The organism is Arthrobacter sp. AZCC_0090 (genome assembly GCF_014207375.1).
GTDB lineage: Bacteria > Actinomycetota > Actinomycetes > Actinomycetales > Micrococcaceae > Arthrobacter.
On sequence record NZ_JACHEE010000014.1, the window covers coordinates 12408 to 36143 of the forward strand.

The 23736-nt window shown below is 64.6% G+C and carries 20 protein-coding genes, 1 tRNA gene and 1 other RNA gene; 13 read left to right on the forward strand and 9 right to left on the reverse strand.

Features of this window, described 5'->3' with window-relative positions; all coding sequences use genetic code 11:
* Positions 1-41: 41 nt before the first annotated feature.
* A complete protein-coding gene (locus HNP00_RS19240; protein ID WP_184741330.1) occupies positions 42-1709 on the forward strand; it encodes an amidohydrolase in 1668 nt (555 codons plus the stop codon).
* On the opposite strand, the gene HNP00_RS19245 is transcribed toward HNP00_RS19240, so the two are convergent.
* The 3 genes from HNP00_RS19245 to HNP00_RS19255 all read right to left on the reverse strand — a co-directional run bounded on the left by HNP00_RS19245 (position 1706) and on the right by HNP00_RS19255 (position 4193).
* Positions 1706-2191, reverse strand: coding sequence for a glutathione peroxidase (locus HNP00_RS19245; RefSeq protein ID WP_184741331.1), 486 nt, complete (start codon positions 2189-2191; stop codon positions 1706-1708). The genes HNP00_RS19240 and HNP00_RS19245 overlap by 4 nt on opposite strands.
* Positions 2192-2289: 98 nt before the next feature.
* Entirely contained in the window at positions 2290-3411 is a 1122-nt protein-coding gene (locus tag HNP00_RS23515; RefSeq protein WP_311770621.1) for a peptidoglycan DD-metalloendopeptidase family protein, read from the reverse strand.
* 401 nt (positions 3412-3812) lie between these two features.
* On the reverse strand, positions 3813-4193 hold the full coding sequence (locus tag HNP00_RS19255; RefSeq protein WP_184741332.1) for a MarR family winged helix-turn-helix transcriptional regulator: 381 nt from the start codon (positions 4191-4193) through the stop codon (positions 3813-3815).
* 96 nt (positions 4194-4289) lie between these two features.
* On the opposite strand from HNP00_RS19255, the gene HNP00_RS19260 reads away from it, so the two are divergent.
* Together HNP00_RS19260 and HNP00_RS19265 are read left to right on the forward strand one after the other, a co-directional pair.
* Complete coding sequence (locus HNP00_RS19260) at positions 4290-5756, forward strand: MFS transporter (protein ID WP_184741333.1); 1467 nt, start codon at positions 4290-4292, stop codon at positions 5754-5756.
* Positions 5757-5858: 102 nt separating this feature from the next.
* Complete coding sequence (locus tag HNP00_RS19265) at positions 5859-6770, forward strand: oxygenase MpaB family protein (protein WP_184741428.1); 912 nt, start codon at positions 5859-5861, stop codon at positions 6768-6770.
* A gap of 60 nt (positions 6771-6830) precedes the next feature.
* On the opposite strand, the gene HNP00_RS19270 is transcribed toward HNP00_RS19265, so the two are convergent.
* The gene (locus HNP00_RS19270) at positions 6831-10310 is read right to left on the reverse strand and encodes a bifunctional proline dehydrogenase/L-glutamate gamma-semialdehyde dehydrogenase (RefSeq protein ID WP_184741334.1); all 3480 of its coding nucleotides are present in this window, start codon (positions 10308-10310) and stop codon (positions 6831-6833) included.
* A 124-nt stretch (positions 10311-10434) separates the two neighbouring features.
* Here HNP00_RS19270 and HNP00_RS19275 point away from each other — a divergent pair, with 124 nt between their 5' ends.
* The gene (locus HNP00_RS19275; protein WP_184741335.1) at positions 10435-11334 is read left to right on the forward strand and encodes a LysR substrate-binding domain-containing protein; all 900 of its coding nucleotides are present in this window, start codon (positions 10435-10437) and stop codon (positions 11332-11334) included.
* A 39-nt stretch (positions 11335-11373) separates the two neighbouring features.
* Here HNP00_RS19275 and HNP00_RS19280 read toward each other — a convergent pair.
* Positions 11374-11458 (reverse strand) — tRNA-Ser (locus HNP00_RS19280).
* A gap of 309 nt (positions 11459-11767) precedes the next feature.
* Here HNP00_RS19280 and HNP00_RS19285 point away from each other — a divergent pair.
* The 4 genes from HNP00_RS19285 (at position 11768) to recR (ending at position 16499) form a co-directional block, all read left to right on the forward strand.
* Positions 11768-12091, forward strand: coding sequence for a hypothetical protein (locus HNP00_RS19285; protein WP_184741336.1), 324 nt, complete (start codon positions 11768-11770; stop codon positions 12089-12091).
* 209 nt (positions 12092-12300) lie between these two features.
* Positions 12301-12397: signal recognition particle sRNA small type (gene ffs / locus HNP00_RS19290), an RNA gene on the forward strand.
* A 33-nt stretch (positions 12398-12430) separates the two neighbouring features.
* Positions 12431-15742: a DNA polymerase III subunit gamma and tau gene (locus tag HNP00_RS19295; RefSeq protein ID WP_184741337.1), complete on the forward strand. Its 3312-nt coding sequence runs from the start codon at positions 12431-12433 to the stop codon at positions 15740-15742.
* Between the two features lie 157 nt (positions 15743-15899).
* Positions 15900-16499, forward strand: coding sequence for a recombination mediator RecR (gene recR, locus HNP00_RS19300; RefSeq protein ID WP_028265726.1), 600 nt, complete (start codon positions 15900-15902; stop codon positions 16497-16499).
* A gap of 39 nt (positions 16500-16538) precedes the next feature.
* On the opposite strand, the gene HNP00_RS19305 is transcribed toward recR, so the two are convergent.
* Positions 16539-17729, reverse strand: coding sequence for an ABC transporter permease (locus HNP00_RS19305; RefSeq protein ID WP_184741338.1), 1191 nt, complete (start codon positions 17727-17729; stop codon positions 16539-16541).
* Positions 17726-18682 (reverse strand): ABC transporter ATP-binding protein, encoded by a 957-nt coding sequence (locus HNP00_RS19310; RefSeq protein WP_184741339.1) that lies wholly within the window; start codon positions 18680-18682, stop codon positions 17726-17728. The genes HNP00_RS19305 and HNP00_RS19310 overlap by 4 nt, the downstream gene beginning before the upstream one ends.
* A 252-nt stretch (positions 18683-18934) precedes the next feature.
* On the opposite strand from HNP00_RS19310, the gene HNP00_RS19315 reads away from it, so the two are divergent.
* Positions 18935-20281 carry an aspartate kinase gene (locus tag HNP00_RS19315; RefSeq protein WP_184741340.1) on the forward strand — a complete coding sequence of 449 codons (1347 nt, stop codon included), beginning with the start codon at positions 18935-18937 and terminating at the stop codon, positions 20279-20281.
* A 117-nt stretch (positions 20282-20398) separates the two neighbouring features.
* Here HNP00_RS19315 and HNP00_RS19320 read toward each other — a convergent pair whose 3' ends face one another.
* Positions 20399-20578, reverse strand: a complete 180-nt coding sequence (locus tag HNP00_RS19320; protein WP_184741429.1) for a hypothetical protein — start codon at positions 20576-20578, stop codon at positions 20399-20401.
* 131 nt (positions 20579-20709) lie between these two features.
* Positions 20710-20919: a hypothetical protein gene (locus HNP00_RS19325; protein WP_221451661.1), complete on the reverse strand. Its 210-nt coding sequence runs from the start codon at positions 20917-20919 to the stop codon at positions 20710-20712.
* A gap of 166 nt (positions 20920-21085) precedes the next feature.
* Between HNP00_RS19325 and HNP00_RS19330 the strand changes: the two genes are divergently transcribed.
* Genes HNP00_RS19330 through HNP00_RS19345 form a run of 4 tightly spaced genes read left to right on the forward strand, consistent with a single transcriptional unit; the run spans position 21086 to position 23473 of the window.
* A complete protein-coding gene (locus HNP00_RS19330) occupies positions 21086-21580 on the forward strand; it encodes a MarR family winged helix-turn-helix transcriptional regulator (protein ID WP_184741342.1) in 495 nt (164 codons plus the stop codon).
* A gap of 24 nt (positions 21581-21604) precedes the next feature.
* Positions 21605-22168, forward strand: a complete 564-nt coding sequence (locus HNP00_RS19335; RefSeq protein WP_184741343.1) for an SSI family serine proteinase inhibitor — start codon at positions 21605-21607, stop codon at positions 22166-22168.
* Entirely contained in the window at positions 22065-23105 is a 1041-nt protein-coding gene (locus HNP00_RS19340; RefSeq protein WP_260405070.1) for a 3-methyladenine DNA glycosylase, read from the forward strand. The genes HNP00_RS19335 and HNP00_RS19340 overlap by 104 nt, the downstream gene beginning before the upstream one ends.
* On the forward strand, positions 23102-23473 hold the full coding sequence (locus tag HNP00_RS19345) for a serine protease inhibitor (protein ID WP_184741345.1): 372 nt from the start codon (positions 23102-23104) through the stop codon (positions 23471-23473). The genes HNP00_RS19340 and HNP00_RS19345 overlap by 4 nt, the downstream gene beginning before the upstream one ends.
* Positions 23474-23736: the final 263 nt, after the last annotated feature.

Here is a 23736-nt window from a genome sequence, read left to right on the forward strand (position 1 = left end):
CGGGCCGGCGTCGGGCACCGAACACAACAAGGAGTTATATCTTGACCACGCCAGAGCCCATCGATCTCATCATCCTCTCGTCCCGCATCCTCCACGGCGAGTCGCTCAAAGAGACGGCTGGTTTCGTCGCGGTCTCCGATGGCCGCATCGCGCACGTCGGGCCCACCGAGGCCGCCGACGAATGGATCGCACGAGCCGAGCAGGTGATCGACGTCGGCGACGCAACGGTCTGCCCCGGCTTGATTGACGCCCACATCCACCCCATCCTCGGGGCGGAGATCGCGCGAGGACTTGACCTGAGCGGGATCACCGAGTTCAACGCCGTCCGGGCCGCCCTTGCGGGGCACGCCGCTTCCACGGCTCACGCCGTCGGTTCCGAGTGGCTTTTCGCCTGGGGGCTCGACCCGGTCATTTTCGGTGACAATGAATTCAATAACTCCCTCTTTGACGGCATCCTCGACGGCGAACTCGTCTTCATTACGCTGTTCGACGGCCACGCTGCACTCGTCTCTGATGCCGCCCTCAAGGTCGCCGGCGTCACGGGAGCAGAAGTCCTCCCCAGTACCGGCTACGTCGGTGTCGACCAGCAGGGTAAGCCCAACGGCATGCTCTACGAAATGGCTGCTCAAGACCTTGTCCGGAGCATCCTGCCCCAGCCCTCCTTCGAACAACGCGTCGACGAACTCGAGAAACTCTTGCGCTCCATGGCCGAATCAGGCCTGGTCGCGGGCCAAATGCTGGACTTCGGCGCCCCCGACACCCTGGAAGTGCTGGAGGCCCTTGAACTACGGGGCGAGCTCGCTATCCGGCTGCGTATCTCCCCGTGGGTCATGCCGGGCGCCACCGAGGAGGACCTGTGGGCCATGCTCGCAATGCAGGGCCGGCACGGCAGGCGCTGGCACGTTCATGGCATCAAGCTCATGATGGACGGCACTATTGACAACGGCACGGCTTGGCTCTTTGAACCCGACACCCACGGGGAATCCCTCCATCCGCTCTGGCACGATCCCGAGGCTCTCGCAGATGCCATGACGTTCTTCCACGAACACCGGATCCCCACCACCACGCACGCCATCGGTGACAAAGCCGTCTCCTTCGTGGCGCGGACCATCGGTTCCCTCCCGAAGAACGGCACAGTCCACCGGATCGAGCACATCGAGTCCATCCCGGACTCAGTCTTGGCGGAAATCGTCAGCGCGGGCGCCGCAACGAGCCTGCAGCCGACGCACTGCGCCCTGTACAGCCGCGCAGACCACAGCGACAACTGGTCCCACAGACTCGGCACCGAACGGGCCAACCATGCATGGCGGACTCGCGACCTCCGCGACGCCGGAGCCGTCGTTGCCCTCGGTTCGGACTGGCCAATCGCCCCCTTCGACCCACGTGCGATCATCGCCTCAGCCCAGACCCGACGCCCAGCCGGAAGGCCCGACGTCGAGCCCGTCCAGCCGCAGCAGGCGCTATCCGCGCGTGCCGCGATCGAAGGTTACACGAGCCAATACTGGCAATCGGTTGGCGAAGAAGGCGGAATCGTGGAAAGGGGATCCCGCGCCGATCTGACGGTGGTGCGGCACAATCCCCTCACGACGGCGCCCGACGAATTCGCGCAGACTCCGGTGATCCTGACGGTTGTTGACGGCGAAGTGGTGGTTGACAACCGTCCTGTTCTCGCCGCGGGCGTCGCCCAGGGTTCGTTCCGGCCGGCCTAGGCGAGCGCCTTTTCGAGCGCGCCGATCAGCTCTTCGGAATCGGGCTCGACGGCGGAGGGGAAGCGAGCGAGCACTTCGCCGTCGCGGCTCACCAGGAACTTCTCGAAGTTCCATTTGACCTTCTGCGGCTTAGAACCGTCTGCCGTTTGGGTCAGCTCGGCATACAGGGGATGCTGCTGCTTGCCACGGACGTTGGACTTGCTGGAGAGCGGAAAGGAGACGCCAAAATTGCGCTGGCAGAAGTCCGAGATCTCGGCATCGGAGCCCTTCTCCTGGCCACCGAACTGATTGCACGGCACGCCCAGGATCTCGAATCCGCGGTCACGGTATTTACCGTAGAGCTCCTCAAGTCCCGAGTACTGGCGCGTGAAACCACATTTCGAAGCCACGTTGACAACCAGGACGGCCTTGCCCTCGAAACGCCCAAAGTCGGCCCGGGAGCCGTCGTTGAACGTCAGGGGGATGCTGTAGAGCGGGGACATTGAATGGCTTCCTTACGACGTCGAACCTTGGCAAACTGCCGCAGTCGAGTCTACGCGCGGCAGGGCGGTGGGACGTGGTTCGGGGTAAGCGATGATCCCTACGGTTTGGTCACCGGGGCGGCTGGCTTGGAGGTAGCCGACGGCGTGGGGCTGACGAGGGCCGGCGGGGCGGGTGCTGGCGCTGGCGGGGTTGAGTGGGGGTGAGTCACTGTGGGCACCGGAGCGGGAAGGCTCGACGACGGCGCGACCGTGGGCGGGACAGTCACCGTGGGCGACGGCGTCACCACGGGAGCTTGCGTCACCACGGGTTGGCTCGGGGTGCTGCTCTGGGACTTGCTTGGCGTGGGGGTAATGCGCGGCGTATTGGTTGGGCTGGGCGTTTGTGCGGGTGACGGCGTGGTTGTCCGGGTGGGCGTCGGAGTCGCCGTCGGGCTGGGCGAAGTCTTCGGACTCCCGGTGCCCGTCGGGCTCGGCGTCGCCGTAGCTGTCGGAGTCGGTGACGGAGTCGGCTTCTTAGTCGAACTGGCGGTGGGTGACGCGGTCGGCGTCGCTGTGGCCGTAGCAGACGGGCTCGGCGGCGCAACCTTCGCCTCCTGCGCCCCGCCGGTCACTGCCTGTTCCGTGGGCACGGCCCCGGGGATGGACCAGATGGACCCTGCCGAGGTCGCGGTCGCGGAACCCGGCTGGTAGCTGACCATGGCGATGTCCCCGAGCGGGTCAACCTGCTTGGTGGGCAGGAACGTCCAGTTCATCGGGTTGGTATAGACGCCGTTGAGGATCGTTTCGAAGTGCAGGTGGCAGCCTGTGGAGGACCCGGTGGTTCCCACCCTGGCAATAACCTCGCCTACCCGGACCGATTGCCCCTTGGCCACCGCGATCCCTTGTAAGTGGTTGTACGTGGTGACCAGGCCGTTGCCGTGGTCGATCTCCACCCGGTTACCACCGCCCCACGGGTGCCAGCCCACGGCGCGGACCACGCCGGAATCGGCCGCGTAAACGAGTGTGCCGCAGGCTGCGGCGAAATCCTGGCCCCAGTGGAACTCCCCGGGCAGGCCGGTGAATGGGTCGATCCTCAACCCGAAGGGGGAGCTAGGGACCAGCACTTCAAGCGGCGCGTAGAGTTTCCCGGCGGCGGGACGGTCAAGGGAGCTCGAAGCGACGTTGAGATTGCCTACGCCGTTCTTGTCGAGGGTTTGGACCGGGGAACGTTCAAATGACACCCTCGCATTGTCACCAGCTGGAACGGGGACAGACGACGGGCTTTGGGGCGTGGCCCCTTGCACTCCGGACGTGGCGCCATCGGGGAGCATACTGGGTTCAACTTGGCCCGTGGCCAGCGATCCGTCGGCCGATTGTCCGCCCAGGCGTGGGCCCTGGAAGCCAACGGCGAAAATCATCAAGACGGCGAGAAAGCAGCCCGAAAGGACTCGGCCAAATGTTCTTGAGAGCACCAGATCCACAACCTGGCCAGACTCATGATGCTTTCCCACAGCCACTCCTGAGACGGGCGCTCATCCCCAGTACGGGCGCGCTTGTCCCATTGTGGCCGCTATGAAATCGAATTGGAACACTCGACTTCATACTTGTCCGGCCTGCGCAACACTCGCCGGGCCTTGACGGGCTACTCGCCGAGGTTCTCTTTCAGCAACGCGCGGTGTTCGACGGCGGCATCCGAATGGAGGGCACGGCCGGCTTCGGTCAGCTCGAGGTACAGCGAGCGCCGGTCATCCGAGCAGGTGACGCGGGAGACGAGTCCGGCTTTCTCGAGCCGGTCAACCACCTTGGAGACGGCACTCTGGGTCATCGGAGTGCGTTCCCCTAGGGCCTTCATGCGGCAGGCAGAGTCCACGCTTTCGGCGACGAGGTCGAGGATTTCGAATTCGTTCAGGCCGATGTCGAACTTGGCTTCGAGGGCGCGGTCGATGGCGGCCGCGGTGCGGAAGTACGAGTTCTGGATGCTGCGCCATTGCTCAACCAGCTGGCGATCCTGCGTTGTTGCCATGGCCCGATTCTAGTCGAAACCGGAATTAAAGTCCACGTCATAATATTCTGAGTCATATTCCTTGTCATTGAATGACGCGTCATATAGATTGATGCCATGACTTCACCAAGCACCCTCACTCGATCTGCCGAGCAGCTCCACACAGCCGTCCGCTGGACCAGGGCCCAGTGGCTGCTGCTGATGGTGGTGTGCACAGTCCTTGCCCTCGACGGCCTGGACGTTTCCATGGTGGGCGTAGCCCTCCCATCCATTGGCCGCGAACTCCACCTCGGAACCGATTCCCTGCAGTGGATCGTCTCCGCCTACGTCCTTGGCTACGGGAGCCTGCTGCTCCTGGGCGGGCGGCTCGCTGACCTGCTGGGCCGGCGTCGGATCTTCCTGATCGCCTTGACCGTATTCGCCGCGGCATCACTCCTCGGCGGCCTCGTCGACGATCCCACCATCTTGATCGCCACGCGCTTCGTCAAGGGCCTGGCCGCGGCATTCACCGCCCCTACAGGGTTCTCCATCATCACCACCAACTTCGCCGAAGGCCGCGAGCGCAACAAGGCGCTGTCCATCTTCACGACGTTCGGCGCCAGTGGATTCTCGCTCGGGCTGGTTGTTGGCGGGCTCATGACCAGCCTAAGCTGGCGCTGGACCTTCCTCGTGTCGGTGCCAATCGCCGTCGCGGTGGTGCTTCTCGGCATGCTGTTCATCCCACGGGACAAGCCTTCCGCGGTAGAGAGCGGGCACGATATCTGGGGCGCCGTCACTCTTGCGCTTGGCATGCTTGGCCTGGTGTACACCTTGGTTTCAGCTCCGGAAAAGGGCTGGGGATCTGTGGCAACAATCGCCGGATTCGCCATCTCCGCCGCCGTGCTGGCAACCTTCGCGGTCATCGAAAACCGCGTCAAGCACCCGCTCATCCGTTTCGGTATCCTGCGTGAAGGCTGGGTGGCCCGCGCCAACCTGAGCGCCATCGGACTGTTCGGTTCGTACCTGAGCTTCCAGTTCATCCTCACCATGTACCTGCAGTCGGTGCTCGGCTGGTCTCCCCTAGGCATGGCTCTTGCCTTGCTTCCCACCGGGCTCCTGGTCGCAACAAGTGCCCCGTTCGCAGACAGGTTCATCGAGAAATTCGGCGCCCCGAAGCTCATCCTCGCCGGCCTGACTGCCATGGGACTGGGATACGTCCTGTTCCTCCGGGTTGGCACGTCACCCAACTACGTCCTGGACATCCTTCCCTCGGTCATCCTGCTGGGCATCGGTTTCGCCTTGGCGTTCCCATCCATCAATGTCCAAGCCACTGCTGGCATCCGCGATTCGGAGCAAGGGTTGGCCGCTGGACTCATCCAGACCAGCACGCAAGTTGGCGCGGCCTTGGTACTTGCCGTGACCACCGCCCTCGTGAGTGGCCACGGCCAGGCCGAAGGCACTAGCAGCACGGTCAGCGCCGCGGCCATGCTCGATCAGTACCGGCCCGGTTTGGTCCTGAGCGCTGCCGTGGCAATCGCCGCCCTGCTGGTGGCAGCGTCACCGGCGCGCCGCCGTCGGGCACTTGCTGGGCAACCCGCGGCCTAAGCAGACTCGCGTGAAATGTGCCGGCCGCTGTTTCCACAGCGGCCGGCACTACGTAAACAAGGCCGCGGCTTGCGCCGACAGGATGCTGCGCAACAATGGACCATGGTCAACTTCCTGAAGAAGTGGCAATCGGAACTGCGGATGACTTTTACGGGTCACCCGCAGTCCACTCCCGACTGGGTGCTGCAGCTTGCGGACGGAAACGACGCCGGATACCACCTTCCCGGATCGGCCGTCTGGGCCGTCCACGGTTCCATGTCCACGATCGTCGCCGGAATCCGGGTACTGCTCATCCAATCCCTGCACCCGGGCGCCTTGGCAGGCGTGTACGACCATTCGGGCTTCAAAAGGGATCCCCTCGGCCGGCTGGCAAATACCATCCGTTGGATATTCACCGTGAGCTACGGCTCCAAGGATGCGGCCAACATGGCCACCCACTTCGTGCGGAGGGTCCATGATTCCGTCAAGGGCAACTACGTGGACGCCCACGGCCACACCCGCGAGTATTCAGCCAACGATCCCGAACTTCTCCGCTGGGTCCACGTTGCGTACGCGGATTCGTTCGTGACGGCGCACAGGATCTGGGGAGGTGCTGTCCCCGGCGGCGCCGATGCGTACATCCGCGAGTGGGCGCAGGCAGGCCGCCTGATGGGCGTACAGAACCCTCCCCTGAGCCTCGCCGAGGTGACGTCGGAAATGGACCAGTGGTACGCCTCCGGCCATCTTCGTTCGGACCAACGGCTCAAGGAAACGGTCGATTTCATCCGGAATCCCCCGCTGAAAGCGTCGCTTCAACCCGGCTATCGGATTCTATTTGCCGCGGCCGTGGCCAGCCTTGAGCCAAAGTATCGGGAGCTATTGGGCCTGGAAAAGGCCCATCTCGGCCCCATCCCGCTACCGTCGATCCTCGCCGCCCGGGCGGTCCTCGTCGTCGTACGCCTGACTTTGGGCCGCAGAGGCCCAAGCGAGCAGGCTGCCCGGCAACGGTTGCGGCGACTGGGCTACGAGGCATAGACGCAAAGAAGCCCGGCGGAACGGTTTGGGGCCGTCCCGCCGGGCTTCCTCGACGAATCGCTAGATCAACGCGTCCGACAGGTGGTTCGGCGTGCCGAAGCGGTGCGCCGTGATGCTGATGGCCTGCTCGTGCAGGAACGGCAACATCTCGATGCGTCCGGCCGGGGTCACCGTGCCGTGGTAGATCGCGACGTCGGGACGACCGCCGGTCGCGGCGCTCAGCGCGCTGCTGTCCCCGCCGATCAGGCGGATGCGGCCACCGTTGATGCCTGGCGCGGAAGCCAGCCATTCGGCGTCGTTCTGGATCCGGGTGCTCACGCCCAGCCCCGCGAACGCCGCAACAACAGCTTCGGGGAGTTCGACGGCGGTGGACACCGTGAGCGTGGAGCCCGCCACTGCCCCGGCTGCTACGACGCGAAGCAGGTCCACGAGCTTCCCGCCCTCGGAAAGGCGGATGGTCACGGGGACGGCCCGGTACCGGAAGACGTTGCGCTCAGCACTCAGTCCGGAGACATCCTTGCGGGTGCCGAACTCCGTGGCCCATGCCGCGGCGTCGCTGAAGAGCGCCTTCTGCAGGGCCTCTGCTTCGCTCGGTTCAACAAGCGAGCCCGAGGCCTTGGCCGCGGCCAGGATCGACGCTGCCGCACCCTTGAGCGTGGCACCGGGCTTGGCGCCAGGCTCGGACGGGAGCCAGCTGCCCAGGCCAACCAGGTAGTTGGGGCCACCGGCCTTCGTGCCCGCGCCCACGGCCGACTTCTTCCAGCCGCCGAACGGCTGCCGCTGGACGATCGCGCCCGTGATGCCCCGGTTTACATAGAGGTTTCCGGCCTGGATGGTGTCCAGCCAGACGCCCATTTCGGCAGAATCGAGCGAGTGTAGCCCAGCGGTGAGGCCGTATTCAATCTCGTTCTGGATGGCGATGGCTTCTTCCAGGGTGGCGGCGGTCATCACGCCAAGGACCGGGCCGAAGAACTCGGTCAAGTGGAAATAGGAGCCGCGCTTCACGCCGAACCGGATGCCCGGGGACCAGAGACGGCCGGTCTCGTCGAGCTTCTCCGGCTTCACGGCCCAGGTCTCACCGTCGCCGAGGGTCGTCAACGCGTTGAGGAGCTTGCCGTTGGCCGGCTCGATGATCGGGCCCATCTGGGTGGTGGCTTCCTCCGGGTAGCCCACCTTGAGCGAGCGGGCAGCATCAATGAGCTGGTTGTGGAAGCGCTCCGAGGTGGCAACCGAACCCACCAGGATCACGAGCGAAGCCGCAGAGCACTTCTGTCCGGCGTGCCCGAAAGCCGAGTACGCGACGTCCTTGGCGGCCAGGTCGAGGTCCGCGTGCGGGGTGACGATGATGGCGTTCTTGCCTGAGGTCTCCGCCAGCAGCGGGAGGTCCTGGCGGAAGGAGCGGAAGAGTTCAGCGGTCTCGTACCCGCCGGTGAGGATCACGCGGTCAACGCTGGGGTGCGAGACCAGCTGGGTGCCCAGCTCGCGTTCTTCGAGCTGCACGAGCGCCAGCACTTCGCGCGGCACGCCGGCCTCCCACAGCGCGTCCACCATGACGGAACCGGAGCGGCGGGCCTGCTTTGCCGGCTTGATCACGACGGCGGATCCGGCCGCGAGTGCGGCGAGCGTGGAGCCCGCGGGAATCGCCACCGGGAAGTTCCACGGCGGGGTCACCACCGTGAGGTTCGCTGGGACGAACGTGGCGCCGTCGACCTTTTCCAGGTCCTTGGCGCGCTCGGCGTAGTAGTGCGCGAAGTCGATAGCCTCGCTGACCTCTGGATCACCCTGCTCGATCGTCTTGCCTGTCTCCGACGCCATGACCTCAAGGAGTTCGGAACGGCGGGATTCCAGGATGTCGCCGGACCGGTGCAGGATGGCTGCCCGCTCGGCAGCCGGCATGGCACCCCATTTTTCGCCAGCCTCGACGGCGGTGGCGATGATGCGGTCCAGCTCCTGGGAGTCGCTGACCTTGCTGGCTTCAACGATCGCGTCGCCGGCAGTGGATCCCGGGATGCGTTTCAGGATCTCGCGGCCCCAGGCCCGGTTGGCGGGAAGTGCCGGATCCGTGTCCGGAGCGTTGGCGAAGCCCTGGTTTGGGGTGGCCGCCGCGGGCTTGTTGCGGTCCTGCGTACGGTTGGGTGCCGGAACGGCGTCGTCCAGCTCCGCGAGCGAGGCGAGGAAACGCTGCTTCTCGCGTTCGAACAGCGATTCGTTCTCGCTGAGCTCGAACACGGCAGACATGAAGTTGTCCTGGCTGGCGCCTTCTTCGAGGCGGCGGATCAGGTAGGCGATGGCGACGTCGAACTCGCCCGGGTGCACCACCGGCGTGTACAGCAGCAGGCTTCCGACGTCCTTGCGGACGGCCGTGGCCTGGCCCGTGGCCATGCCGAGGAGCATCTCGAACTCGATGCCCTTCGTGACACCGCGCTCTTTGGCCAGCAACCAAGCAAACGCAACGTCGAAGAGGTTGTGGCCGGCGACGCCGATGCGCACCGCGTCGATGTGCTCTGGGGTGAGCGCGTAGTTGAGGACGCGCTTGTAGTTGGTGTCCGAATCCTGCTTGGTGCCCCATGTGGCGAGCGGCCAGCCCTGGATGGATGCCTGGACCTGCTCCATGGGCAGGTTGGCGCCCTTGACGACGCGCACCTTGATGGGAGCGCCACCGTTAGCCCGGCGGGCTGCAGCCCATTCCTGCAGTTCCTGCATGGCCGAGAGCGCGTCGGGGAGGTAGGCCTGCAGCACGATGCCGGCCTCGAGGTTCTTGAATTCGGGCTTGTCCAGGATCCGGGTGAACACGGCCATGGTGAGGCTGAGGTCCTTGTACTCCTCCATGTCCAGGTTGATGAACTTGGGCTTGGGGAATGATGCAGCGAGCTTGTAGAGCGGGGTGAGCTTCTCCACCACGTGGTCCACGGCTTCGTCGAAGGCCCAGAGCGAGTGCGGGGCCACAGTGGAGGACTCCTTGATGGAGACGTAGTCGACGTCGTCACGAGCCAGGAGCTTGAGGGTTCCCTCGAGCCTGCGGCTGGCTTCGCGCTCGCCCAAGACGGCCTCGCCCAGCAGGTTGACGTTCAGGTGGACGCCGTTCTGCTTGATCTTGGCGATGGCCGGGCCAAGCTTGGCGTCCGTGGCATCCACGATCAGGTGGCCCACCATGTCACGGAGGACTTTGCGGGCGATCGGGATGACCACCTGCGGCAGGACCGGGGCCATGACGCCACCGGTGCGTACAGCGGCGCGCATGTACCAGGGCAGGAAGGCCGGGACCTTCGGGGCAAGCTTGGCCAAGTTGCGGCCGGCGACGGTCAGATCCTCGGGGCGGATGACGCCGTCGACGAATCCCACCGTGAAGTCCAGGCCATTCGGATCCTTCAGGACGCCGGCGAGGCGCTGTGCGGAAACGTCAACGGGCACCTTCGAGGCCTCAGTGAGCCAGTGGCGGACCAGGCGGATGGCTTCGTGGGCCAACTCCTGGAGGTGACCGGATTCCGGGGCGGACTGCGTCCTGGCGTCGATGCTCGAATCCCGGGTTGGTGTGCTCATGCGCTTCGTTCCTTTGGTGCGGAGAGGGCTTTGTTTCCATCAGTATGGATCTACAATCAGATTAGGAAAAGCGATCTTTTCTGAAGAATATTCATTAGATTTCTAGAACCTTCTGGAGAGCCGAATGCTGGATGTCCGCAGGCTGCGCTTGCTACACGAATTGAAGATCCGCGGAACGCTCGCAGAGGTGGCGGACGCGATGAAGTACAGCCCGTCGTCGGTGTCCCAGCAGTTGACCTTGCTGGAGAAGGAAGCCGGCGTGAAACTGCTTCGGAAATCAGGAAGACGCGTGCAGCTCACGCCGCAAGCCGAGATCCTGGTGGAACACACGGCGGCCTTGCTGGCCACACTGGAGCGGGCCGAGACGGACCTGGCGGCATCGCTTTCCACGGTCACGGGCACAGTCCGGCTGGCAGTGTTCCAAACGGCCGCCTTGGCTCTCATGCCCGACTTCCTCACCATCATGAAAAGCGAGTACCCGGAAGTGCGCGTGGAGATGATCCAGCGCGAACCGGAGACCGCACTTTACGAGACCTGGGCCCGCGACTTCGACATTGTGGTGGCCGAGCAGTACCCCGGACACGCCGCCCCGCACCACCCAGGACTCGATCGGGCCACCCTGACCAGCGACGCGATCAGGCTGGCTACTCCCCCGCTCGGCCTAGGTGGCGAATCGATTTCCTCGCTAGCGGATACAGCGGCGCTGCCGTGGGTCATGGAACCGCGCGGCGCGGCGTCGAGGCACTGGGCGGAGCAGGCGTGCCGCTCTGCGGGTTTCGAGCCCGACGTCCGCTACGAGACTGCCGACCTCCAGGCGCAGATCCGGCTCATCGAATCCGGCAACGCCGTGGCCCTCATGCCGGACCTCGTCTGGACGGGGCGGACCATGCCGGTCCAACTGCTGGACCTCCCCGGACTGCCCAAGCGGACAGTCTTCACCTCAACGCGTACCGCAGGCCGGATCCACCCGGCAATCCTGGCGTGCCGGGAGGTGCTGGAGCGGGTGGCTGCGGAACGGGTGTAGAGCGCAAAAAGGCCCCGGTCCAAGGACCGGGGCCAGACGCGGAGAATGGGGGATTTGAACCCCCGAGGGCGTTAACCCAACACGCGTTCCAGGCGTGCGCCATAGGCCGCTAGGCGAATTCTCCATGCTTCTGAATCAAAAGCAGACTCCACTGTACCCGAGAATTTCGGCATCGCCCAATCGGGACTTCCGGGGCCTGGACCGGGCCTCCCTCGCCCTTAAACGTAAAAATGGACGCCCCCAATGCGTCCATTCCTCCGGCACTCCGTTGAGCTGCTGGGTCCAGCCCCTGAAACCAGGCCCTGCGGCTCACAATCTTGAGATTGCCCCAATCGGTGTACATACCCATAGTCCGCTCCGTTCAGCGGTTTGGCAATGGAGATCAAGAACCATCCTTTGACCTGTTTTCGGCGGCCACTGGGAAGATGGTGGCATGAGCCAACTGCATGCCCTCGTTGTCTACGTCCCGGTCTCGCACAGTGAGGACTTGCTGGCCGCGATCGGCGATGCCGGGGCAGGCAAAATCGGCGACTATTCGCATTGCTCCTTCACCACTCCGGGCACCGGACGCTTCACTCCGTTACCCGGGGCGCAACCCTTTATCGGGGCCGTGGGACAAGGTGAAACGGTGGCGGAAGTCCGGGTCGAGTGCGTGGTTGAGGTGGACATGCTCGACGCCGTGATTCAGGCCCTGCGCTCAGCCCACCCCTACGAGGAACCGGCCTTCATGACGTGGCCGGTGAACGGTTGGCGCTAGCCTCCAATGGACATGCCCTCCCTTGGCAACGAGCACTGGACATAATCCCACTATGTCCACTCCTTGGCTCTAGCAGGGCGCATGTCCCTTGGAACCAGGGAGCACGAGATGGACATGTCCATTCCTTGGCCCTCACAAGGGGCATGTCCACTCGAACCGGGGAGTCTGATGCGGATTCGGAGGGCTCGATAACTTCGGGTAAGCTTGTCGACGGCCCCTCATGTGGCGTCATCCTGTTGAACTCCCCCAGGACCGGAAGGTAGCAAGGGTAGATGGGCTCTGGCGGGTGCATGAGGGGTCTCTTATTTAAATGTCAGTCCCTATAGGTAGGTTTCCCCTGTGACTGTTACTACTGCTCTTTACCGCAGATATCGCCCGGATTCTTTTGCGGACGTTATCGGGCAGGAACACGTCACCGAGCCGCTCATGACGGCCCTGCGCAAAAACCGCGTCAACCACGCCTACCTCTTCTCCGGTCCCCGCGGCTGCGGAAAGACCACGTCTGCCCGCATCTTGGCCCGCTGCCTCAACTGCGCCGAAGGCCCCACTGACACACCTTGCGGCAAATGCAACAGCTGCGTTGAGTTGGCCCGTGGCGGCTCCGGATCCCTTGATGTCATCGAGATCGACGCCGCTAGCCACGGTGGCGTGGACGATGCCCGTGATCTCCGCGAGCGCGCCACCTTCGCCCCGGTCCGGGACCGCTACAAGATCTTCATTATTGACGAAGCCCACATGGTCACCTCTGCTGGCTTCAATGCGCTCCTGAAGATCGTCGAAGAACCGCCGGAACACATCAAGTTCATCTTTGCCACCACGGAGCCGGACAAGGTCATTGGCACCATCCGCTCCCGCACGCACCACTACCCTTTCCGGCTGGTGCCGCCCGAGCCCCTGATGCAATACCTAGAGCTTCTCTGCCAGCAGGAAAAGGTCCCTGTGGCTCCGGGCGTGCTCTCGCTCGTCATCCGCGCTGGCGGCGGCTCCGTGCGAGACTCCCTTTCCGTACTTGACCAGCTCATGGCCGGCGCCGGACCCAACGGCCTGGACTACGAGCTCGCCGTCGCGCTGCTCGGATACACGCACGCTTCGCTGCTCGACGACGTCGTCGAGGCAATCGCCGCGTCCGATTCCGCCACCGTCTTCCGCGCCGTGGACCGGGTCATCCAAACAGGGCACGATCCCCGCCGCTTCGTCGAGGACCTGCTGGAGCGATTCCGCGACCTCATCATCGTCCAGGCCATGCCGGAGAGCGCCCAAGCCATCCTCCGCGGCATGCCGGCGGACCAGATCGCCCGCATGCGCAGCCAAGCCAACAATCTCGGTGCCGCTGAGCTCTCCCGTGCCGCCGATGTCACCAATACCGCACTCACTGAAATGACGGGCGCCACCTCGCCCCGGCTGCATCTGGAACTGCTCTGTGCCAGGATTCTGCTGCCCAGTTCCGAGCAGACCGAACGCGGCATCGCGGCCCGGATCGATCGCGTCGAACGCCGCCTCAATTACGGCGGAGCGCTTGCCCCGGCGGAAGCCCAAGGTTCGTCTGCCGTTTCCGCGGTTCCCCCCGCAGCCGTGGCCCCGACTGCCCGCCCCGCGGAACAGCCAGTGGAACGCCCGACGGCGGCTCCCAGTACCGCTTCCGCCTCACCAGTGTCCGGTGTGCCTGCGGTCGCACAGGCTCCGGTTTCCGACGCCCCGCCGTTATCTGGCACCTCATTCATGTCTGAAACCCCGTCCGTTTCTGAAACCCCGCCCGGCTCTGAAACCCCGTCCAGAGGCCAGTTGACACCGCCTCGTGTGTCTACCAATGACTGGCCCGTGGATGAGGCCCGGCCACCGGCCAGCCGTCCCGGAGCCGAACCCGCCACCCATTCGCCAGCGTCCGCCGCGGTTCCTGAAGAGCAGGCAGCTGCCCAGGCTCTCGCAGCAACCCCGGCATCCGCGCCAGCCCAAGCTCCCGCACAACCGCCGGCGCCCGCACAACCGCCGGTGTCCGCACAGCAATCTCGGTCCGCTGCCGGTGGTGCCGACGTCGAGGTCATCCGTCGCGCTTGGCCAGAGATTCTCCAGACGCTGACCAAGATCAAGCGCAGCAGCTGGGCTTTGGTCGGAGCCAACGCGCAGGTGGCGCAATTCGATGGCCAACTTCTGACTCTGGCGTTCAGCACTGACGGCCTTGCCAGCGCCTTTAGCCGGGCGGACCATGCCGAGAACCTTCGCCAAGCCATCCACAAGACGATCGGCATCGACTGCCAAATCACGTCGGTCGTCGGCGGCAACAGCTCAGGTAGCTCTGAGCCAAACCCAAAAGCACCGGCTGAACCGGCGTCCCCTCAAAACGGGAACGCCCCTCCAACAGTGTCGTCTGCGGTAGACAGCGCCTGGGGACTTGCCCCTGCGGCACAAATCACCGCTGCCGCCCCTGAAACAGCCGCGGTTGACGCGGCACCGGGCCTGGCGCCCGCACCGGCCCCGGCAGAGCAGGCACCACCGGCACCGGAAACGTCGGCGCAGGCTCCTTCGGCCATTGGCAGGGAGTTCGAACAGGTCCAGGGGTCAGCTCCTGCTCAAGCGCCAGACGTAGCTTCGGCCAACCAACCCGTTTCCGCCGCACAGGGCCCGGCCGCGGTGGCAGCCATGGCGTCGGCCGCAGCGACCGCGCTGGCTTCGGCAACAGCGGCACCCGCGGCCCCAAGCACCGACCCGGGCGCGGACTACTCGTATTCGGACGATGACTGGGGTCCCCCGCGGGACGAAGACGCTCCCCCGCTCGACGAAGAGCCGCCCATGGATTGGGTGCCGTCGGCTCCCCCGGGCTTCGCCGCGGTGCCTGCGGGGACCGCCACGCCGCAAGCTGCCGCGCCCCAAGCCGCTGCTCCGCAGGACGCCGCGTCGCCAGCCGCGGCATCCGGGCTGAACGGCTCAACCGCCGGTAGCCCTGCCCCAACGAGCAAGGACTCGTCCAAAGCAACTCAGGAGAAGAAGTCCAAGGTCCTGGAAGATCCCTGGTCCAAGGCCGTCGAGCACGCGCCCGGGTCATGGGTGGTCGGCACCGAAACCAACGTGGGTTCCGCGGATACAGGCAGTTCTGCCGGCCCTGAACGGCAAACCCCTTCATCCGGGGCAGCAACCGCAGGTCCCGTCTATGAGCCCGCCGCCGCGCAGATTCCGAGCCAGCCGCAGGCTTCGGCACCGGCCCTGGCGCCAGCGGCCGATTGGTCAACGACTTGGTCGGCACCACAGCCCACCGGCCCCAGCGCGGGCGCACCGCAAGCAGGTGCGTCGCAAGCGGGCGCACCGACGGCGGCCGCGACGTCCGGCGTCGAAACCGCGCGTTCGTCCGTAGCACTCGGACAGTCCACGGCTCAGGCTCCAGCCACTGCCCACACGCCAACATCATCACCTTCGGGAACCGGGAAGCAGAGCCTCTACCAGCGGCTTTCGAACAGCCCGGAAGCCATGGCTGGGCGCGAGAAGGCACCGGCACGGGCTGCTGCCGCCCCCGGCGTCGTGGTGGAGGATATCCCGAGTGCCGACGACGAGACGATCGAGGAGTCGGGAGTCTTTGGGCGCGCCGCCGTCGAGCGTATTCTGGGCGGGAAGCTACTGGAAGAAAGGTCGCTGGACGGCACTCCCCTGATGCGCCGCTAACAGCCGGAACCCAACAACATCTTGCGTTAATCGCACGGTGTCCAAGGGGGAAACCCACGGAACACCATGCGAGCTCTCCGGCATCTCGTCAAGATGCCACCAAACCGCAACGCCTCGGAACAACAACAGGCGCCTGCATAGAACGAACGAGGACATTGTGTACGAAGGCGCAGTACAAGAGCTGATCGACGAGCTCGGCCGGCTCCCCGGCGTCGGGCCCAAATCGGCGCAGCGTCTTGCCTTCCACATCCTTGAGGCCGATCCCGAGGACATGAAGCGGCTGGTCGCGGCCATCACCACAGTCAAGGAACGCGTGAAGTTCTGCACTGTCTGCGGCAATGTCACCGAGCAAGAGCTGTGCAACATCTGCCGCGATCCGCGCCGCGACCCCTCAGTGATCTGCGTGGTCGAAGAGTCCAAGGACGTCCTGGCCGTCGAACGGACCAGGTCCTTCCGCGGCCGCTATCACGTGCTGGGCGGAGCCATCAATCCGATCGCCGGCATCGGGCCCGAACAATTGCGCATCCGTGAACTCCTTACGCGGCTCAACGATGGCGCTATCCAGGAAATCATCATCGCGACCGACCCCAACCTTGAAGGCGAAGCGACGGCCACCTACTTGGCCCGAATGTTGAAGTCGATCGGCATCACCGTCACCAGGCTCGCCTCCGGCCTCCCGGTGGGCGGAGATCTGGAATATGCGGACGAAGTCACCCTCGGAAGGGCCTTCGAGGGCCGCCGCAACGCGCTCATGTAACCAATGCCCGGTCCGCCGAGGGACCCAGGCCACTCGGCCTTAAGCGATCCGGGTGCCTCGGGGCAATCGGCCTGCCGGAGTCCGCAATGAACGCCAGCCGAGCCACATGAGCAACCCCGTCAGCACCAGCTGCAGGCCAAGCCCCAACGGCCACAGGGGCGTCGTCTGCTTGAGGTACTGCGGCTGGGGCACTCCGTTGGCGCACAGATAGGTGTGGTCCGGGCCAGCTAGCGCGGACCTGGCACCCTGGCTGATGCTTTCGATCATGCCGGCCGAGTAGAACGCACTTCCACTGCGGTCTGGGTACGGAATGGCGTCGGCCACCACCACATAGGGGTTCAAAGCGAGCATCCAGGCCACGCGTTCGGTCCGGAGTGCTGGGTGCTCAACCAAGGGACCCCCGCAGGTGTACCCCGGTTGGACGGGTTCGGTCGGCTGCCCTTGTTGGTTTGGCTGCGCGGGAGCATACAAGACGGAGCGTGCTTGCGGCGTGTTGGCCAACACCGTGCCCTGCGCAAGTTGCGATCCCAGCCCGAAGGAGATCAGGGAGCCGACCACAAGCGCGGCAACTGCCAGGTAAGTCACCACGATCGAGAACAACGGCCGACCCGCAAGTGCCGAAATTCCCACCCCGATCCCGCAGACAACGGCTAGTTCCACCGCCAGCATCACCAAGGAAACCACCACATGCCCTACGGTCAGCCCGCCCTGGAACATTCCGAAAACCAGGAACGGTGCGCTGGTGGCCAGGAAGGCGAGCGCTGCCAGCCAGCCCGCGCAGAACTTGCCCCACAGGATCTGGCCCGGTGTCAGCAAGGTGATCTGCAGGATGGCGAGGGTGCCCCCGGCACGGTCTCCGTCGATGGCATGGGCGGACAGCGCGGGCGCCACAAGCAGGGCAAACAGGAGCACAAAAGCGAGCACCACTTCGAAGATCATGGACCCCGCCCCGTCCTGCGGGGACATAGCCGTGACGGAACGCCGTGCTTCCATGGTCGCGTTCCAGGCGAGCCAGGTCAGCCAGGTTACTACGGCGATGACCACGAACCAGATGCCCAACATGATGTACCAGCCGCGGGAACGCAGCCGTTGCTTCATCTCCAGGACCACAACGTCGCGGATCCCGCGAAGATAGCCGACGACGGCGTTCCAACCGCCCGTAGTTCCTCGCGGTCCCGCTGGACTTCCTTGCGGTCCCGGACTGGGCACGGCTTCTGTCACGTTGCTCATCGCCTCTCCGTTTCCAAGTTCATGTAGGTCTCTTCGAGGGCGCCCGCAGCCGGGGCGAAGGAAACTACCCCGATGCCCGCCGTGACGAGTTCCCGGAGGAGGGCGGCAGCGCCGTCGTCGTGCGTCAACAGCAAGGTGACCGACGGACGGAGGCCTGCCTCCACGCGATATTCCAGGCCCAGTTCTCCAAGCTTTACCGCGAGTGCCTGGTTGTCGAGGGCCGTGATCGCGTAGCGGCGGCCTTGCCGAGCCGCCTCCTCGAGGGTCTGCTGTTTCACGGTGCGGCCTTGGTTGACGAACACCGCACCGTCCGCGATTTCATCGAGCTCACTCAGGACGTGGGAGGAAACTACCACGGCTTTACCGGCTCCCGCGAGGCTGCGCAGCAGGTTCCGAAGCTCCACCCTGGATCCCGGATCAAGGCCGGAAGCTGGCTCGTCGAGCAGGAGCACGGAGGGATCGTGGATGAGGGCCCGGGCCAAGCTCAGCCGCTGCTGTTGACCCCGGGAAAGAACCCGTGCGGGCTGGTCGGCAAGCGCATCCAAGCGGACGAGTTCGAGCAGTTCGTCAACACGCTGGCCAATACCAGCTTGGGGCAGACGGTAGAAATGTGCCATCTGGACCAGGATTTCCCGCGCAGTCAAGGACTCCCATACCCCCAGGGTGTCTGGCATCCAGCCGATCCGAAGCCGCACGGCGGCACTGTCCCGGAGTGGATCCAGGCCATCGATCCGGATGGTCCCGGAGTCGGGCCGGAGAAGTGAGGCCAGCATGAGTAGGAGCGTCGTCTTGCCGGCTCCGTTGGGACCGATGAGTGCCGTGACCTTCCCTGCCGGCGCGTGGAAATCAATGTGTTCCACTGCATGGACCGTACCGAAGCGGCGTGAGACGCCTTCCGCGGATACGCCGAGGGCACCACCGCCCGGGACGTTTGAACTTTCAGCTATGGACATGCTCTACTCACCTGTTTCCCCCAAACAGACCAAGTACGCTGACTTCCTGCGAGCCCACATGCCCTCAGGCCTGCGTATTTCTTGATCGTACGCCACGCGGAAACGGCCGAACATCCACCCCAAGGCCGAGATTTGGTCACAATTCCCCTGCCCGCGGCACCCGGCGATAAACTGGCCAAATAAGCTACGTAGCCGTGCCGTTATCTGGCCAAGCAACGTATGATCCCCAATTGATGCAGTGAGGGTGCGCGCATGAGTTTGCCCACTACCGATGTGAAAACCGAAGACCTGTCCGCTCAGACTGCCATCACAAAGCAGTTGATCGTGCAGAAGTTCGGTGGCTCCTCGGTGTCCGACGCCGAAGGCATCAAGCGTGTTGCCCGCCGCGTGGTTGACGCGCAAAAGGCCGGCAACGAGGTTGTTGTGGTGGTTTCGGCCATGGGAGACACCACGGACGAGCTCCTTGACCTCGCCGCCCAGGTCACCGATTCGGCTCCCGCCCGCGAAATGGACATGCTCCTCTCCGCAGGCGAGCGCATCTCCATGGCCCTGCTCGCCATGGCGATCAACAAGTTCGGCGCCTCCGCGCAGTCGTTCACGGGCTCGCAGGCCGGCATGATCACGGACGGTATCCACGGCAAGGCCCGCATTATCGACGTCGATCCCCACCGTATCCGCACTGCCCTGGACAAGGGACACATCGCTATCGTTGCCGGTTTCCAGGGCATGAGCCACAGCACCAAGGAGATCACCACCCTTGGCCGCGGCGGATCCGACACCACTGCGGTGGCTCTCGCAGCTGCGCTTGAAGCCGACGTCTGCGAGATCTACACAGACGTCGACGGTATCTATACAGCCGACCCGCGAGTGGTCTCCACCGCCCAAAAGATCGACCGTATCTCCAGCGAGGAAATGCTGGAATTGGCAGCGTCTGGTGCCAAGATCCTGCACTTGCGTTGCGTGGAGTACGCCCGCCGCTTTGGCGTACCCCTGCACGTCCGTTCCTCATTCAGCCAGAACGAAGGCACCTGGGTCCTGCCCAGCGCCGATGACAAGATCACGATTCAAGAGGGAGTTGCCTTGGAGCAGCCAATCATCTCCGGCGTTGCACACGACCGTTCAGAAGCCAAGGTCACCGTAGTGGGCGTCCCGGATATCCCCGGCAAGGCCGCCGCGATTTTCCAGGTCATCGCCAAGGCACACTCGAACATCGACATGATTGTTCAGAACGTGTCCACTCACGGCACCGGCCGCACGGACATTTCCTTCACGCTGCCCATCGTGGAAGGCGCGGTCGCCCTCACCGCACTCCGTGCGGCGCAGCCGGAAATCGGCTTCGAAAGCATCGAATACAACGAAAACGTCGGCAAGCTCTCCCTGATCGGCGCCGGCATGCGTTCGCACCCGGGCGTCTCCGCCACGTTCTTCAAGGCGCTTTCGGACGCGGGCATCAACATCAACATGATCTCCACTTCGGAAATCCGCATCTCCGTGGTCACGCATGCTGATCTGCTGGATGACGCCGTGCGGGCCATCCACAAAGCCTTCGAGCTCGACGGCGAAGCCGAGGCTACCGTCTACGGCGGCACCGGCCGCTAGCCGAACGCCGCCGTTAGGCACCCGCCGTCGGGATCTGGATTGCTTAAAACGTGAAAGAACCGGGGCTCACGCTCCGGTTCTTTTTCTTTCCTGCGGCTTTCGAGCCGCAACGAGGCCTCAGGCGTCTTCCTTGCGGACTCCGTAGTGGTGGCCTTCGTCATCTGTTTCGACGACGAAATGCCCCAGGTCTTGCTCCGACGCCTTTTCGAAGTCGTCATGCTTGTGGACTACGGGCGTATCAATGTCGCCCCGGGTCGCCGGGCCGAACCAGAAACGCAGTCGATCGGTCACCTTCATAAAGCTATCGAGTGCATGTCCCACAATTCCCACCTCCTTCCCCGCTGCGAGGTCCAGCCGTACGGTTGGAGCTGAGTGGTTCCAGTGAGGCCAATTTTACGCCCGGAACCCGTAAAAGGCCCGGGCGGAGGTCAGCGGAGGGACTTGTCGTCGGGGTTCTTGGGGACTACGTAGGTGCTGCCGTCGGGCCTGCGGATGGTCTCCCATTGCTGCGCTTCGGCCTGGCGCCGGATGAGGAGGAGCCGGTTCTCCTCGGTCATTTCGTGGTCCAGGGAACTGCTGTGCGCCGGCCCGAAAATGATCCGCAGCTTGCCCGTTGCACGCATGAATTTCTGGGTCATGGTCTCTTTGGCCACCTGGTCTACCCTCTCTCAAAGGATGTTGTGACTTAAGAGTACACTAACAATTAGTGCACTAATTATTAGAAGAGAACGGCCACGTCCCCGGTCGCCGGCCGGTCCGGACACCCAGAACAGAAACAACGCCCGACACAGAATGGAGCAAGCCATGGTTGCCGCCGGCACACCCGTTGCCCCCGAAACCGCCACGCCGCCCGACGATGACCTGTTGCTGGAGCGTCAATTGTGCTTTGCCCTGACGGTGGCATCGCGAAGCGTGGTGGGCGTCTACAAGCCGGTGCTCGAAAAGATGGGTCTGACCCATCCGCAATACCTCGTGATGCTGGCTCTGTGGGAACGCAGTCCACGTACGCTCAAGGACATCAGCGAGGCACTCCTGCACGAGCCGGCCACCCTCTCCCCCCTCCTGCGCCGGCTTGAGGAAGCAGGCTTCGTGACCCGCAACCGCATCCACGGAAACGAGCGCGCCCTCGCCATCACCCTGACTGAAGCCGGGTCCGCCCTCAGGCAGCAGGCAACCGCAGTGCCGGGAACCATTATGGAGCGGCTCCACCTCACGCGGGCCGAAGTAGCGGAACTGCACCGGGCCATGACCGGGCTCATCGCGGCCACTCAACTCCCCGGAGCGTCCGCCGGGCGATAAACTGGCAGGAACCAAGGAGATCCCATGCGTTTGCGAATAGTCCGGTACGTTCTGGCTGTCCTCGCCGTCGCGGGGCTCGCCGCTTGCACGCCGGGCACCGGGGGCGGCTCGCCCAGCAGCTCGGCCCCTGCCAGCAGCGCGTCCTCCACGCCGTCGCCCAGTCCCACTGGACTCCTCCCGGACGAGACTGAATCCCCCAAACCGGCCCCTTCCTTCACCCCGGGCACACCCACCTCTCCCGGCCATGGAGATGCCGAGCTTTCCATCATCGTCAAGCCCTCCCCCACAGCAGCTCCGGAAAGCTACACGCTCGTCTGCACCAGTGGCGTCCCCGCGGCCGAAAGCCACCACCACACCGCCGCCGCAGCGTGCGCGGCCCTGAAGAAGAACCCTGCCCTCCTCACGCGCTCGCCACGCCCTAGCGACCAAGTCTGCAGCCAGCGCTACGGTGGCCCCCAGACGGCAACAGTCACCGGGGCAGTGGATGGCGTGGGCGTCGATTCCTCCTACAAACTCACCGACGGCTGCGAAATCGCCGCATGGGCCGCAGTCGCCGACATCCTGGGTTCCAGCGGTGCCGGAGCCTAGGCAAGCGCACCTCCCGCAAGAGAAATGGCTTGCGCTGGAGGCTGCCCACCATGCCCGCGTTGAGCGCTACGCCAAGCCGTACTTGGCCCGGCGCTCCGCAGGCCAGAAGCATCCGGTGGAAGATTTCCTCTTCACCTACTACACGCAGAAGCCAGGGCAGCTGCTGCGCTGGCACCCGGGTGACGGCGTCGTCCTCTCCGGCCCCAAAGCGGCGGAGCGGACCGGGTGGAAGTACTACCGAGTGCTCGACGACGGCGCGCTGGCCTCCGCGGGACTGCCTGCCGGCACCGTCGCGGTCACCTTCGATCGCAGCCGGTTCGTAGCCGACCGCACCGAGGCCGTCCGCTTCGCGGGCATCATCCTGGCGGGGACCGTCGCGCGGCCCGCCCAGTTTGGCTGCTTCGGCCTGCACGAGTGGGCCATGGTCTACCGCCAGGACAAATTCCACCTTCGTCACGAATACCTCAAGCTGCGGCTCGGCTCCGAAGGCACGGACGCCGTGGTGGAAGACAACCGGATCCGCTGCTCGCACTTCGACGCCTTCCGCTTCTATACTCCGGACGCCACCCCGCTCAACGAACTCACCCCCACGCGGCAAACCCAGCGGACCATGGAGCAACCAGGTTGCCTGCACGCCAACATGGACCTCTACAAGTGGGCATACAAGCTGACCCCGGCGCTGCCCAGCGAGCTGATGATGGATTGCTTCGAACTGTCCTGGCGGATCCGGGCCATGGACATGCAGGCCTCGCCCTACGACCTTGAAGAATGGGGCTATCCGGCCATCAGGATCGAGACACCGCAGGGCAAGGCCGAGTACGTTGAGTATCAGCGGGCATTCGCCGCCGAAGCCCAGGAGCTCCGCGCGCGGGTCTTGGAGGAAGTTCGGCCGCTTCTGGAACTCCTGGTACCGGCACCCCACAAAGGAAACTCATGACTTCAAGCAATGGAAAGTACGACGTCGAACTCACCATCACGCTGGCAGAGGCGCCTGGCGCTACGGATCACGAGTTCGTCCTGCTCGGCTCGGGCGGCGAAGTCTCCGAAGGCTCAACCCTTCCGGACGCCCGCGCGGCGCTGGCCGCCGTCGAGCAATTCGGCGAAGAGATCTTCTTCCCCGTTCCGCGGCCGGACCGGATTTGCACTCAGCAATACGGTGGTCCACAGGTGGCTGTAGTGACGGGCCGGTTCCGCGGACGCGACGTCAACAGCCGTTTCAGCCGGACGGACGGCTGCGAGATCGCCCGCTGGCGCACCATGGCCGCACTCCTCGGCGGCATCTCCGGATCCACGGGAAACACCTAGGCAGAACCCAAACCCGACGCTCGCTCACATATGACGGCCCCCAACCCAACGCTCACTCACATACAGGGAACAAAACCGGAACGCTCCTGCAGAAATAACGCCCCCAACCCAACCCTCCGCCGGATCATTTGCAGGAGCGTTCGATCGTTTGGGCTCAAAGGTGAGCGAGCGTCTTGGATTTCGACCATAAAGGTGAGCGAGCGTCTGTCGAATAAAAAGAAGCGGCCGGCGGGATATCCCGCCGGCCGCTTTCTGGCCTATCT

Excerpts from the sequence above, each read along its gene's own strand:
- HNP00_RS19315 (WP_184741340.1), top strand. The coding sequence starts at position 18,935 with ATGAGTTTGCCCACTACCGATGTGAAAACCGAAGACCTGTCCGCTCAG.
- HNP00_RS19275 (WP_184741335.1), top strand. The coding sequence starts at position 10,435 with ATGCTGGATGTCCGCAGGCTGCGCTTGCTACACGAATTGAAGATCCGC.
- HNP00_RS19260 (WP_184741333.1), top strand. The coding sequence starts at position 4,290 with ATGACTTCACCAAGCACCCTCACTCGATCTGCCGAGCAGCTCCACACA.
- HNP00_RS19285 (WP_184741336.1), top strand. The coding sequence starts at position 11,768 with ATGAGCCAACTGCATGCCCTCGTTGTCTACGTCCCGGTCTCGCACAGT.
- HNP00_RS19335 (WP_184741343.1), top strand. The coding sequence starts at position 21,605 with ATGCGTTTGCGAATAGTCCGGTACGTTCTGGCTGTCCTCGCCGTCGCG.
- HNP00_RS19320 (WP_184741429.1), bottom strand. The coding sequence starts at position 20,578 with ATGAAGGTGACCGATCGACTGCGTTTCTGGTTCGGCCCGGCGACCCGG.
- HNP00_RS19305 (WP_184741338.1), bottom strand. The coding sequence starts at position 17,729 with ATGAGCAACGTGACAGAAGCCGTGCCCAGTCCGGGACCGCAAGGAAGT.
- HNP00_RS19245 (WP_184741331.1), bottom strand. The coding sequence starts at position 2,191 with ATGTCCCCGCTCTACAGCATCCCCCTGACGTTCAACGACGGCTCCCGG.
- HNP00_RS19325 (WP_221451661.1), bottom strand. The coding sequence starts at position 20,919 with ATGACCCAGAAATTCATGCGTGCAACGGGCAAGCTGCGGATCATTTTC.
- HNP00_RS19310 (WP_184741339.1), bottom strand. The coding sequence starts at position 18,682 with ATGTCCATAGCTGAAAGTTCAAACGTCCCGGGCGGTGGTGCCCTCGGC.
- HNP00_RS19270 (WP_184741334.1), bottom strand. The coding sequence starts at position 10,310 with ATGAGCACACCAACCCGGGATTCGAGCATCGACGCCAGGACGCAGTCC.
- HNP00_RS19255 (WP_184741332.1), bottom strand. The coding sequence starts at position 4,193 with ATGGCAACAACGCAGGATCGCCAGCTGGTTGAGCAATGGCGCAGCATC.
- HNP00_RS19265 (WP_184741428.1), top strand. The coding sequence starts at position 5,859 with ATGGTCAACTTCCTGAAGAAGTGGCAATCGGAACTGCGGATGACTTTT.
- HNP00_RS19345 (WP_184741345.1), top strand. The coding sequence starts at position 23,102 with ATGACTTCAAGCAATGGAAAGTACGACGTCGAACTCACCATCACGCTG.
- HNP00_RS19330 (WP_184741342.1), top strand. The coding sequence starts at position 21,086 with ATGGTTGCCGCCGGCACACCCGTTGCCCCCGAAACCGCCACGCCGCCC.
- HNP00_RS19340 (WP_260405070.1), top strand. The coding sequence starts at position 22,065 with ATGGCGTGGGCGTCGATTCCTCCTACAAACTCACCGACGGCTGCGAAA.